General features: G+C 35.4%; 7 protein-coding genes and 1 rRNA gene. 5 read left to right on the top strand and 3 right to left on the bottom strand.

The annotated features are described in order from the left end of the window. The first annotated feature begins 137 nt into the window (after positions 1-137). The 3 genes from FBT53_RS12700 to FBT53_RS12690 are packed head-to-tail and all read left to right on the top strand — an operon-like array spanning position 138 to position 5,465. Positions 138-3,200, top strand: a complete 3,063-nt coding sequence (locus tag FBT53_RS12700) for a TonB-dependent receptor (RefSeq protein ID WP_136951569.1) — start codon at positions 138-140, stop codon at positions 3,198-3,200. Positions 3,201-3,212: 12 nt separating this feature from the next. Further along, positions 3,213-4,607 (top strand): RagB/SusD family nutrient uptake outer membrane protein, encoded by a 1,395-nt coding sequence (locus tag FBT53_RS12695; RefSeq protein WP_136951568.1) that lies wholly within the window; start codon positions 3,213-3,215, stop codon positions 4,605-4,607. A 12-nt stretch (positions 4,608-4,619) separates the two neighbouring features. Beyond that, positions 4,620-5,465: a membrane lipoprotein lipid attachment site-containing protein gene (locus FBT53_RS12690; protein WP_136951567.1), complete on the top strand. Its 846-nt coding sequence runs from the start codon at positions 4,620-4,622 to the stop codon at positions 5,463-5,465. 95 nt (positions 5,466-5,560) lie between these two features. Here the strand turns inward: FBT53_RS12690 and FBT53_RS12685 are convergent, their stop codons facing one another. Genes FBT53_RS12685 through FBT53_RS12675 form a run of 3 tightly spaced genes read right to left on the bottom strand, consistent with a single transcriptional unit; the run spans position 5,561 to position 11,249 of the window. Next, a complete protein-coding gene (locus tag FBT53_RS12685) occupies positions 5,561-6,229 on the bottom strand; it encodes a hypothetical protein (RefSeq protein WP_136951566.1) in 669 nt (222 codons plus the stop codon). A 5-nt stretch (positions 6,230-6,234) separates the two neighbouring features. Then, positions 6,235-6,948, bottom strand: a complete 714-nt coding sequence (locus FBT53_RS12680) for a hypothetical protein (protein ID WP_136951565.1) — start codon at positions 6,946-6,948, stop codon at positions 6,235-6,237. Next, positions 6,945-11,249 (bottom strand): thrombospondin type 3 repeat-containing protein, encoded by a 4,305-nt coding sequence (locus FBT53_RS12675; RefSeq protein WP_136951564.1) that lies wholly within the window; start codon positions 11,247-11,249, stop codon positions 6,945-6,947. Before FBT53_RS12675 ends, FBT53_RS12680 begins: the two co-directional genes overlap by 4 nt. A gap of 153 nt (positions 11,250-11,402) precedes the next feature. On the opposite strand from FBT53_RS12675, the gene FBT53_RS12670 reads away from it, so the two are divergent. After that, on the top strand, positions 11,403-13,430 hold the full coding sequence (locus FBT53_RS12670; protein ID WP_136951563.1) for a putative porin: 2,028 nt from the start codon (positions 11,403-11,405) through the stop codon (positions 13,428-13,430). 551 nt (positions 13,431-13,981) lie between these two features. Next, positions 13,982-14,144: ribosomal RNA gene (locus FBT53_RS12665) — 16S ribosomal RNA — on the top strand; the annotation flags it as partial.

Genomic DNA, 14,144 nt, shown 5'->3' with positions numbered 1-14,144 from the left:
TGCAAGCATAATATTTAAGAATCAAATAATAAAAATTCTGTAATAATTAACAAAATCGCTTCTCATATACGTAGCTTTTTTGGATTCTTAACGATAATTTATCATTTTTGGGACTGACTAATTCAAAAATTTTTTAAATGAAATCAATGTTAACATGGTTGTTGACACCTTTGTTGGTGTTTACAATGTCTTTTTCTTTTGCACAAGAGAAAACGATTTCAGGTAATGTAACGGACCAAGACGGTCTTCCATTGCCTGGTGTATCCATTGTTGTTGTAGGGACATCTAATGGAACACAAACCGATTTTGATGGTAATTACTCAATTACCGCAAGTACAGGACAAGTTTTAAGATTTAGTTACTTGGGGCAAAAAACAGTAAATAAAACTGTAGGCACCTCTAGTACAATTAATGCACAATTAGAGCAAGATGCTCAGGCATTGGCAGAGGTTGTGGTTACCGGTTACGGTGGAGGACAAGATAAAAGTAAAATAGCCTCAGCAATTACAACAGTTGGTTCGGAAACAATAGAATCTAGACCAAATGCTTCGTTTGTACAAACACTACAGTCTCAAGCGCCAGGTATGCAGATATCCACTGGGTCTGGACAGCCGGGTAGTAATAGTACAATTTTAATTAGAGGTGTAACTTCTTTAAGTGGAAATGTGGAGCCATTATTTATAATGGATGGAGTTCCTATAGATGAAGATAATTTTAGAAGTATTAACCCTAATGATATAGAATCAATTAACATTTTAAAAGATGGTTCTGCGTCAGCATTGTATGGTAGTAGAGGTGCTGCAGGGGTGATTGTAATTAAAACAAAGTCTGGGAAGTTTAACTCTGCGTTTAAGGTAACCTATAGAACACAAACAGGTTTTACCTCACCTCAGGATCCTAACTTTGAGACAATGACCACGGATGAAATTATAAACTTAGAAAGACTTACTGGTAATACCAATTTTGACGCCATGAGTGGTGATCCTGCTAGAAGTTTTTTGGTGTCTGAAAATATCAATACCAACTGGTCAGACATAATTACCCAAACTGGTAAGACAATACTTCATGAGTTATCTTTAACTTCCGGTAGTGAGAATGCATCTAACTATAACTCTATTTCTTACTATGAACAAGAGGGTACAGCTAGAAGAAGTAATCTTCAAAGATTCACGTTTAGAACTAACTACTCTGGGAAATCTAATGATAATAAATTTACTTACGGTTCTAATTTTACTGCTAACTTTAGTAAAAGTAATTTTATTCAAAACGAAGGGACTGGTAGTTTAGGTAATCCATTTCTTGTGGCTTACTTGGCAAAGCCTTACTTAAATCCTTTTAATCCAGATGGAAGTTTAAATACTGTAGGGCTTAATAGAGATGGTTTTGATGTAACCCCATTCGTATCCTTAAACAACACTCAGCTAAATACACAATTAGAAGAGGAAATTAAAGTGGTTGGCTCTTTTAACGCAAGTCTTGAATTATTGAAGAATGTTAGGGCGACTACTTCTTTTGGTGCAGATTTTACGCAAACCAATGATTTAATAATAACAAGTCCTTTGAGTATATATGGTCAGAATGCACCTAATCCAGATTCAGAGCTTAAAGGTTCTCAATTCGAAGGACAATCTAGAGATTTACAAATGACTAGTAATTTAGGGTTAAACTACTCTAATACTTTTGCAGATAAACACACTTTTGATATTTCGGGTTTTGTAGAATTTAACCAGAATATTTTTGATAGATTCGGATTTACCGGCTATGGAATTGATCCGCGTTTAGAGGGGTATAATTTTGCGCCTGGAGATTTAAGAGAATTTCCAGATGTTGACCCAGGTGATGAGTCTCTTGACAATTTACAACTTTACTACATTCCAGATGTATTCTCTACTAGAATAGAAACTAGCTTGTTTTCTTATTTTGGTTTGCTTAATTATGATTACGATGGTAAGTATGGAGTGGATTTGTCTTTGAGAAGGGATGCGTCTTCAAGATTTAGTTCTACAAACAAGTGGGGTACTTTCTGGTCTGCAGCAGCGAGATGGAATATTAGCAAAGAAAATTTCTTAGTTAACTCTAATGTAGTAGACGATTTAAAATTAAGAGTTAGTTATGGAACCTCTGGGAATGATAGAATTACAGGGGGTAGATTTGGAGGTACCACATTAACTAATAATCTATATGCAGTTGGTAATGGATATAATGCCTCTCAAGCAATAGTAGCTTCAAGTTTAGCTAATCCTGATTTGAAATGGGAAACAACGGAGCAATACAACATAGGTTTAGATTTCGGCTTGTTTAATAAATTATCAGGTACTTTTGATTTATATGACAAGAGAACTTCTGATTTATTTTATGCAACACCAAATACTCTTATTTCTACTTTTGGTTCTATTTCCAGAAATATAGGATCGATGAGTAACAAAGGTGTTGAAGTTAGTTTGAATGCAGATGTAGTTGATACAGATAATTTTAAATTTAGTGTTAATGCTAATGCCGCATGGAATAAAAATGAGATAACTGAACTACTAGATGGTGAATTGATTGAAAGTGGAAGAATAGCATTGCAAGAAGGAAAGCCATTCAATAGTTTTTATGCTGTAAGATGGGCCGGTGTAAATCCTGCTAACGGTCAACCTATTTATTTAGACAAGGAAGGTAATCCTACTTCTCAATATAATCCTGATGATAGAGTTTTTGTGGATAAAGGAACTATTCCAGAATTTACAGGAGGATTTGGTTTTAACGCCGACTATAAAGGATTAACGTTAAGTACATTATTTTCATTTGTTGGTGATGTTTATAGGTATAACAATGCTTACGGTGTTGCGGAAGATCCTACCTTGATTTCTTTAGCAAACCAATCTTCAACAGTTAATAATATTTGGACTACTCCAGGGGACATTACTGATATTCCTGCGGCCAGTGCAGGTAGTACCAGAAATTTATTAACTGACCGTTACCTAGAAAATGCGGGTTATTTAAGATTGCGTAATGTAACACTTGCGTATAACCTACAATCGGATTTATTAGAAAAGACTCCATTTTCTTCTGTAAGGGTTTATTTACAAGGAGAGAATTTGATTACATGGACAGAATGGAGAGGATTTGATCCAGAGGCTGACGCTTTAAGGGTACAAGATTTTTTCAACTATCCAACCCCCAGAATATTGACTTTAGGATTAGATATTCAATTTTAAAAAAAAGAAATAATGAAAAGAATACATAAAAAAGTCAGTGCGGTATTGGCGGCAGTGGTTCTATTTGTTAGTTGTGACGAACAATTAGAAATTGCACCAATTGGTTTTCTATCAGATGAAAACACCTTTGAGACCGTAGACAATTTACAACAAGGATTAAACGCTGCATATACAGGCATGACATCTGAATTGAATTTACAATTTGATATCATGACTGATGAAGTTAAGCCAGGAGCTGATAACGGTGGGCAGTATATAAATTTTTACAATTTTAACTTAAATGCTCAAAGTGGAGAGTCTGGTGCTCATTGGACATCTAATTACGGGATGATTAATTCTGTAAATAGAGTGTTACAAGGTTCAGAATCCATTGAGGTAGAAGCTGAGGATCAAGCGGAGTTTAATAACATACTTGGACAGTTATATGCATTGCGGGCGTTTGGTCATTTTCAGTTATTAACTTGGTTTTCAACAGATTATACGGATGATGGCTCTTTGGCAGTTCCTTACGTGGATTTTGTGGTAACAATAGAAGAGTTACCAAGAAATACGGTAGGTGAGGTTGTTGCGGGAATCAATGCTGATATTGCCCAAGCTAGAACATTTTTAAGCGGGACAAATGGTAATATTATCATGAATCAAGACGCTCTAACGGCAATGGAAGCAAGAATGAACTTGTATTTAGAAAATTTTGATGTTGCTTTGACAAAGGCTCAAGAACTAATAGATGCTTATCCTTTAGCTAATAGGGGAGAGTACGAGGGCATATTTGCGGATTCTGATAATACCGAGGTAATATTAAAAGCTCGAAGGGTGGCTGGTAATTTTCCTGTAGGAGGTTATTATTACTTCACAGGTAGTGCAGGTCCATTCTTAGAGATGTCTAATGGGCTTTATGATGCTCTTGATCCCGCGGATATTAGATATGACGTTAATTTTTGGGAAGATAGTAGTGACCCTGAGAACAATTCACATTTAATCGGTAAGTATACTGGACCAGGATTCCTGAACGATTTGAAAATCTTTAGAGTTTCGGAAATGTATTTAATAAAGGCGGAAGCTCAAGCCAGAACTAATGACTTAGAAGGAGCAGGTGAAACCATTAAGGAAATTAGAGATGCCCGTTTTGGGGTAGACACTCCCGCTCCAGTATATTCTTCCGTAAATGATGCGCTAACAGGAATTTTAGATGAAAGAAGAATTGAGTTAGCTTTTGAAGGACATAGATATTTAGATATAAGAAGGCTACGTAATGTATTAAATATTGGTATTACTAGAGATGCAAGAGATTGCCCTACTGGAAACTGTGACTTACCTGCCGCAGATTACAGGTTTAATTTACCAATTCCTTTGGCAGAATTAAATGCAAACGAAAATATGGTTCAGAATCCGGGTTACGGATCTTAAAATATACATTACATGAAAAAAATAGTATTAATCTTTGGTCTGGTTTTAGCCTTAGCTTCTTGTGATAGCACAGAAGGACCAATATATGATGTAAATAATGGTGCTGCGTTAGCAGCATTTAATAGAACGGTACAAACTTATCCTGTCGATGATTCAGGTGAGAGTTTCACAGAAGTTTTAGTAGGAGTATCAACGGTATCCGATGTTGATAGAACTGTAGTTGTTAGCATTGATGAGGAATCTACAGCAAATCCGTCTGAGTATACAATCGACCAGAGTACTTTGGTTATACCAGCTGGAGAGTTTGTTGCAACTGTAAAGGTATTTGGTAATTTTAATGAAATACCTGAGACAGGTCAAACCCAAGTTGTTTTGAATTTAGATTCAGTAGAAGGTGCTATTTTAGACAATCCAACTACCGGAAGATTGCAACACAGAATCAATTTATTTAGGTTTTGTCCTTTTGAAGATGGTGCGACCTTTTTAGGGGATTATGAGTTAACAACCGTTACTACTGGAATATTTGGTGTTGAAACATTTCAGTCAGGTACAGTTACGTTAACTCAAGGCGCAACTGTTGCTGATAGACAATTCTCGTCGGGTTTATATGATGCTTTTGGAGGATTTGGACCATATACCTGGACATTTAGTTTAATTTGTGGAGAAGTAGTTGTTCCTTCTGGCGTTGATACAGGCGTTGGTTGTGGCGGTAGTATCGTGGTTGGTTCTCCTGAGGTTAATGCGATTTATGATAGTGCAGATGATTCAGAGATTTTAATAAATTGGACAGATGATGTAGATGGTGCAGGTGGCTGTGGCGGACCTGTTCAAATCACAATTAAGTTGACTAAGTTGTAATGATCTTTTCAGTGTTACAATAAGTTAAAAAGCCCCTCAATTATAAATTAGAGGGGCTTTTTTATTTTAAGTAGTTATTTTTAAAGAGAGAAATATTAAACTTTTTTATTGCTATAAGAAAATAGTTTAATAAGGTCGGTTTCTTTTTTTAGATTTATCTTATTTTCTTTAAAAAATAAGTTCATATTTTTTTTACTATCGAAAATATTTAGAACTTCTTTCTTTTTAAGCTTTAATTCCTTAATGTTCTTGCTGTTTTCTTTGAAGTAAAAATATGTTGTTGAAGGACTAAATCTCGCGGGTTTATCCGTGCCATATGTTGTAGTTGCTGCTTTACTTTCTATAAAATTAGTTTTACGTAAGGCCAAAAGCGTATGGCTTCCACTAGAAAGCACTTCAAAATATGTTGGCTCATTCTTGTATTGGTATGCTATATATGTATGATTGTCAACATTAATTTCCTGATATTCTTCTTTTTTTAATGTACTTATTTGATCAGCTAGTTTTAATTCAAAAGTGTTGTTATAGGTATTAAATCTTGTTGGTACTTGATAAGTATTCATTTTGTTTTTTATAATACTTGTTACAAATGATGTATATAAATATGGAGAACCATCGTAGTTATTGCCGTTTGTAAGACCGTTCACGTTAAACACTTGATTTCTCACATAATCCGTTGGTAAATCTAAGGTCATTTGGCTGTAACCACTAAAACTAATAATGGATAGTATTATGCTTAAGTTGCGTAATGTTTTTTTTATCATATTCTTTAATTGATTTTAAATTCAAATAATTCAGAAATACTTGTATTATTACTTTGGTCTATAGTTTTTATTCGCCAGTAATAAGTGGTATTTTCCTCTAAGTTAATAGATTCAGTTGTATTTTCTGTTGTTGTTAGTATAAGATTAATATTTTCTGGGTTGGTTCCTAAATAAACTTCATACGTTAATTCATCATCTTCCAAATCACTAGAACTCCATTCTAATTGTATGTCAGAAGTAGTAAATACTGTTTGTCCTCTGGTTGGTTTTATGGCAACTGCAGGAAAAGGAGCATAATCTTGAACGCCAATTCCTTCGTTGTAAAAACGAAAACGAGAACTTTCTGCCGTTTCATTGGTGCTATTGGCCTTTGAAATAACATACCATTCATAAGGTACACCTCTTAATAGGTTTACATCAGTTTGGTTGGCAATACTTGTAGATTTTTGAACATTATTGGTATTTAGGTTAATAATGTTTATTTCATAAGTGTCCGTATTTTCGGATGCGGTCCATTGAAAATTAACCCTACTTTGTGTGTCATTCAAAATTTCTCCTGTATTACATTCTGTATTGTTCTCTGGAAAAATTAGATTGCTAGGGCTAGGAGGTACTATTACCTCTGGTTCTTCTTGAGTTGGTCCCCCATCAGAACCCCCGCATGCGTATAGTAAAATAAAAGTTGTTAGGCTTGTGAAGAATATGTTTTTTAATTTCATTTCTTTATAATTTTATATTGAAAGGAATTGTTATTGTCTTTAATAGTAATTAAATAAATTCCTTTAGAAAGGTTAGATAAATCTAATTGAAAATCTCCTTCTTTTTTATGCTTTTTATGGTAAACAGATTGACCGCTAGAGGCATAAATAGAAACAAAAAACTCGGTGTTTAAATTTTGACTTATTAAAATGTTTAGCATTTCATCACCAATTGGGTTTGGATATAGTAAGATGCTATTGTCTAGTTTTATGGTTTGTTGAAACGTTCCTTGACAGTCAATATCTGTTTTAACTATAATTTCATTAATTGTACGCTCCAGAGGTAATGTTATTGATGACTGTCTCGTTTCAAAGTTTTTACCATTAATTTGAATAAAATAAATCTTTCCGCCATTCATATTTAAGGTTACCTTTTTATCTAATGAATTAATAGTTGCATCTACATCAAGATTTTGTGGTTCCCCTAAAGATAATTCGTAACATTGTTCATATTCTTCTATGCCGCTTACTGTAATGCATAAGGTGTAATTCCCTGCAGCTAAGTTTTCAAATTGAATAGTATCCGTGAACTGAATAGACTCTGTACTATTTAAATTCGTCAAAGTTGCCGTATAATCTAATGCTTCAACTGCACTTATAGTTATAAACGCGTTGTTTTTGGAAGCGCAAGTTTCACCGTTTGTGCTAATTAGAAAATTGTTTTGCGGTAGCGAAAATATTTCACACCCGTTTACGTCTACAACCGCATCAAGAGGGGTGTTATCGCATAAATCTAGTGCATTAATAACACCATCATTATCGCTATCCTCATCACAGGAGTTTCCTAATCCGTCATTATCATCATCTAACTGATTGGTGTTCGGTACAAGAGGGCAATTGTCATTCACATCTAATATACCGTCATTATCATCGTCATCGTCACAAACATCACCAAATCCATCATTATCAGTATCTAATTGATCAGCATTTGCAATAAGAGGGCAATTGTCGTTAATATCTAGAATTCCGTCGTTGTCGTCATCATCATCATCTTGAAAACCAGTAACTATAAAATCGTCAATAACCACGCCTTCTTGATTCACTGATGGGTCGGATTGAAAAACGATTCTAAAAATAATATTGTCTTCATTAGTTAAATCGGTTTCTCCAGCAGCAGCGTTAAGCTCAAAATCGTATGCGTATTCTGTCATTGCTGCATTGGTGCCGGTCCATTGTGCTCCTGGACAATTTTGACAATCATCTTCCGCACCTGAAGTTGCGTTGGTTCTATTGCTACTATACCAGTTGGGTTCACTATTAATATTGCCAAGCACATTCCAATTGTTACCAGAATCTGTTGAATATTCTACGTAAACTATATCAAAATTTAATTCCAAATCATAAGCCATATTAAATTTTAGAACTGGAGCTAATATGGATGATAGCTCATAGCAACCACTAATTAGATAGGCTATTGTTGCATCTGGGTGGTTTCCTTGAAGATTAGTTGCCATTGCGTTCGAGCCTGAAGAAACTGAATTTAATAAGTTTCCTGTAGGAACTCCTCTTTGCCATAAACTTTCTGTCCCGTCACCATTTAATCCAATTAAGGAAGTTGAGTCTGATTCAAAATCATATAGTTGGTCTCCAGAAGCAAAATTAGAGTAGATAAAAGTGCTACTATAATTATTGTTTTCACTAAAGGCATCGTTGGGTATGGTAGCTGTTATGTTTAACGTATTTGCTCCAAAAGGCAAATTAGTAGTAGAAGGCAATGCGATTTCTATGGTAGAACCACTCTCTAAATTACCATTCCATGTAAATTCTGAAGTGTTTTCAGAATTATAATTGTAGGTTATGTTGATGGTTGTAATTTCATTAAGACCTTTATTTTCAATTGTGGCCATGGGGAATATTTCTCCACAAAGGACTGAATTTGTTACGGGAGTCAATTGGGCTATTCTCACATCATTTTCAGGTGTTTGTATGGGTAGTGGGCTTTTAAATGCACCTCTTCCATAAGTAGAAGCCACAATTACTTCATCATCTAAGCTAATCTCTAAATCACTTATAGCCACACTCGGTAGGTCATTATCATAGGCTTCCCATTCAGATAAGCTTTCGTCTAATCTAAAAACACCAACATTGGTGCCCACGTAAATGGGATTTTCAGTGTGTCTACCTTGGTGTGCAATGGATAGGAAAGCAAAATCATCGGTTAAATTCAAGGTTAAGTCTTCCTCGGGTCCAGGGTCCCCATTAGCGTTAACGGCCACTTTAAACACTCCACGTGTGCCTGCTTGCCCTGACGTTTGGTTGCTTTGTGCAGTGCCAACTCTAAATGAAGTAGTGGCATAAATGGCAGACCCATCGTTTTGGTTGATAGCTATATCTGAAACGATACCATCAAAACGATTGAAAGCACTAAAATTTTGACCACCATCTTCACTTCGATATACAAAATCTTCATCGGCAACATAAATTATTTGTGGATTATTGGGGTCTATTTCTACATCATCCAAATAATTAGATCCGAATTCATTAGACCATTTTACCCATGCGCCATTCTCTAATTTGAATAAAGCCTTGTAAAAACCAGCAAAAACATTACCGTTTAAATCTACCGCTAATGGTGTTATCCAATTTTTTTGATTATTAGGACCGTTATCTTCATCTGGTCTGCCTATGAAAGCAACAGATTGTCCTGCATTATTGGTGATAAAAAAATTATCTCCAAACTGTGTAAAACCATATACTATTTCTTTATTGCTCGGGTCTACTTCGTAATCCATTCCGTCACCTCCCGTATAAACATTCCAAGATTCATTTGTCGCCACAAAACCAGCATTGTCTTGTGTGCCTCCAGCCAGTCTTGTAATGTCATTTTTTCCTGTAGATAGTCTATAGAACTGGGTTATGCCCATATTTCCTGTTTTATCTTCAAAGGAAACCCCGTTATTATCAGAAATATATAGTCCGCCATCTGAACCAACAAAGAGCTGATTATTAAAAAATTTCAGCGTGTGTATATCTGCATGAGTATATCTAGCGTTGTTGGTGAACCACTGGTTAAGTCTAGAGAAAGTATTACCGCCGTTGGTACTCTTCCAAATATTTAAACAACCAGTATACAATACATTTTCATCTGTGGGGTCAATAGATATTGCCAAATCGAACCATGCTTGGTTCGATTCCATTATATTTTCTGTATTGTTGGATGCAGTAAATGTTTCGCCGCTATCCACGGATTTGTATAAACCTTGAAATTCATACCCCGGAGCAGTATCCGCCGTTAGAATATACAAGACTTCAGGGTTGGCAGGAGAAACGTCTAAAACTCTTCTACCTGAACTGGCAGGAAGAATATCCTCAATTTGCACAAAATCGTTACCGTTGGTTGTTTTGTAATACGATGAATTTGAAATTGCATAAATAGTGTTGCTATCACCTGGTTTCATTCTAAAATCAGTAATGTTTCCAGATTGTTTATTCTCCCAAGAAATACCAGCATCTTCAGATTTATACAAACCAAAGGATGTGGCGACCCAAATAATGTTAGAGTTTGTAGGGTCTACTTGAATTTCACTCATTAATCTATTATTACCCCAAGTTTCATCGTTTTCTGCACTCAGAGCAGTTGCGTTCCAAGTTATACCCCCGTCTATGGATTTATAGACGCCAATACTAAAGGAATCAGCAGCATCGTCATCGCCAGTGGCAATATATATTATATTAGAATTCTGTGGGTCAATAGCAATACCAGAAACGCCAATCTGCAAGAAATCATCAAATAAATTAGTCCAGCTTTGACCTGCATTTAAAGATTTCCATATACCCCCCGCTGGTGCTCCAGCATACCAGATATTAGAATCGTTAGGGTCAACGGCTATTGCATTTATTCTTCCAGTTCCAGGTAAACTACCTGACAAGGTTCCAGGTCTGTTAGGGCCAATGGGCAGCCAACTGCTTGTAGGGTTTAAAGTGGCTAAACTAATAGTTCTCTTTTTCTCATAAGAAAGCAGTAAATCATTCGGGCTGGGTAACTTACCATTTTCATCTAACTGATAATACCAGTAGTTTTCCCACCTTTTAAAGGGTTTATAGCCACTACCCTTAATCTTGTAATCTTTATTTATCCAATATTCATTGAAATTAGAACGAATCTCTTTAAATGATTTTTGTTTAGTAAGAATTGTAGAATTCTTTTGTTTGGGAAGAGTCTTGAGGTTTTGACTTTCTGTCATCCAAGGAGCACTTTCATTAAACTGTGCATTCGCTAAGCCTGTCAATAAAGTGAAGAGCAGGAGTAACTTTCTTTTCATAATTTTTTATTAAAATGGTCGGTAAATTACTTAAAACTTACCACATATTTTGTTAAGAATTTAAAGGCATCGTTGAACTGCACCTTTTTGCTAGGAGAATTTTAGCTTTTTATTAAAAACGAAAAAATTACCTTTGAAATCCAATTTAAACGGATGAAGTTGAACAAGCTCTTAACTGCCTTTTTTGTATTAGCAATTTCTATTTCGGTAACGGGACAAACAAAACCGCTACCAAATAAATTACCAATAGATAACAAGGAAATACCTGAAAGAGGGATTGTCAAAGACAGTCTTGGGCAGAAAAAAAAGAAAACAAAAAAAGAGGATGTTCAAGAAGTAACGATTGCTAATTATAAAATTATAACCCTTGCACGGGATACTATTATCTTAGATACCAGTCTCACCATAAAAAAAGAGTACAAGTTTAACTATTTGAGAAGAGATGATTTTGAGTTGATGTCTTTTGCAAATATAGGGCAAGCATACAACCAATTAGGCAAAAGTGTCACTAGTTTCGATTTGTATCCTAAAATAGGAGCGCGTTCTAGAAATATAGGATATCTAGAAGTAGAAGATGTTAATTACTACAATGTTGCAACGCCGCTAACAGAGCTATTTTTTAAAACTACAATGGAACGCGGGCAGTTGTTAGATGCGATGTTGACACTCAATACATCACCAAGATTTAATGCTTCGGTAGCCTATACAGGAATGCGCTCATTGGGTAAGTACGACTATGAGCAAACGCAAGCGGGTAGATTTAGGGCTACTTTTAATTATAGAACGTTAAATAATAGGTATTGGATAAGGGGGCATTTTACGGCCCAAGATTTAGAAGGAGAAGAAAGTGGAGGGTTAGCAAATAAAGAATTACAGTTTGAGTCTGGTGATCCAAACCTTTTAGATCGTTCCAGGATAGATTTGCGTTATGCCAATGCTAGTAATAATATAGTGGGTAAGAGGTATTTTTTAGATCATCAATTTAATTTAGTACGTCCTAAGCGAGACAGTATAAAATCTAGGTCAACACTTTTAGCTATAGGCCACCAATTTAATTATGAAACCAAATACTATCAATTTGTACAGACCGCAGGAGTCGCTTTTTTAGGGAGCGAATTGTATGATACGCCAATTGATGATAAGGCTACTTTAAGAACTACATATAATAGGGTAACCGCAGATTTTTCTAGTGCAACACTAGGAAGACTCTCTATAGGTGCTTCTATGTTTTCGTATGATTATGCATTAGGGAGTATTTTAATAACAGAAGCCGGTACTATTCCTGCACAACTAAAAGGAGACGAAATTGGTATTGTGGGGGATTACAATAATAGTTTAGGAGCGCTAGATATTTTTGGTAAGGTAAGATACACCATGTCGGGAAGGTTAACAGGAAATTTAATAGATGCCGGTGTCAAAATAAGACTTTCAGAAAACCATCAATTAAATGGTGGGGTTTTTATCAGTTCTAAAATGCCTAATTACAACTTTCTCTTGTATCAGAGTGATTATGCAAATTTTAACTGGAATAATACGGATACCTTTAATCGGGAACAGGTTAAAACCATACATGGAGGTTTCAATTCAGATTGGTTTGGAAATCTAAGCCTAGATTATTCTTCAGTGGATAACCATGCCTATTTTGGTATTCAAGGAGAGCCTACGGAGGAAGATTTAGAGGCAGGTTTACAAGATACATTTGTTACCGCTTTACAAGAAGAAAATTCAATTACCTACCTAAAGGCAAAATATAATAAGGAATTTAAATATAAAAAGTGGGCATTAGATAATACGGTAATGTATCAAAAGGTATCTCAAGAAAACCCTGTTTTTAATGTTCCAGAATTTGTAACTAGAAATACCTTATATTTTTCCAGTGATATGTTTAAAAAAGCCATGTTTATGCAAACGGGAGTAACTTTTAAATACTTTTCCAATTATCATATGGATGGCTATCAACCACTACTTGGAGAGTTCTACACACAAAATATAGAAGAAATAGGAGGTTATCCATTGTTAGATTTCTTTATCAATGCAAAGGTTAGGCAAACCAGATTGTTCTTAAAAGCCGAACATTTAAATACTATTTGGTCAAAAGAATATCAATATTATGCCGCTCCTAATTATCCCTACAGGGACTTTGTTATCCGTTTTGGATTAGTTTGGAACCTGTTTTCATAGTTGAATTAATATTTCTGCAATTTTAATTTACTGTAAACCAATCACTTTCCAAAAAAGGTTAAAAAAAGGCGATAAAAAGTTAGGATAATAAAGGAAAAGGGTAGTATGTTTGCAGCCCGAAAAACAGCGGTATAGTTGTTAAGGGGATGAGAAAAGAAGCTCATTGACATATTGTTTTTTAAAGCGGGTAGCTTAAAAAAAAGTTTCAAAAAAACCTTGCCAATTAAAAAAAACGGTTGTAGATTTGCAGCCCCGGAAAAACGAAGCTTACGGGTTTAGTTTTGAAGGAACAGCAAAGTTCATTCACATCTTGTTTTTGGCGAGAAAAAAGAAAATAAATTTTTTTAAAAAAAAAAGCTTGCCAGTTTAAAAAACAGTTGTACATTTGCAGCCGCTTAGCCGATAAGGCAGCGGAGAAAGCCTAGAGGTTTTCGAGCAAAAATGAAAGAAGTTCATTGGACATATTGAAGAAACGACAGCGTAAAGAGAATTACCATTTTGACGTCAAGGAATTGGGGTTCTAAGGGTATCGCGAGATATTTTAAAGAACAACGATGGAGAGTTTGATCCTGGCTCAGGATGAACGCTAGCGGCAGGCCTAACACATGCAAGTCGAGGGGTAACAGGAAAAAGCTTGCTTTTTTGCTGACGACCGGCGCACGGGTGCGGAACGCGTATGGAACCTGCCCCTATCTGGGGAATAGCCTTTAGAAA

Source organism: Flavobacterium sp. ASW18X, from assembly GCF_005144745.1.
GTDB lineage: Bacteria > Bacteroidota > Bacteroidia > Flavobacteriales > Flavobacteriaceae > Croceivirga.
Note: the sequence above shows the minus strand (reverse complement) of the source record. Positions and strands in the feature narration are given on the sequence as shown.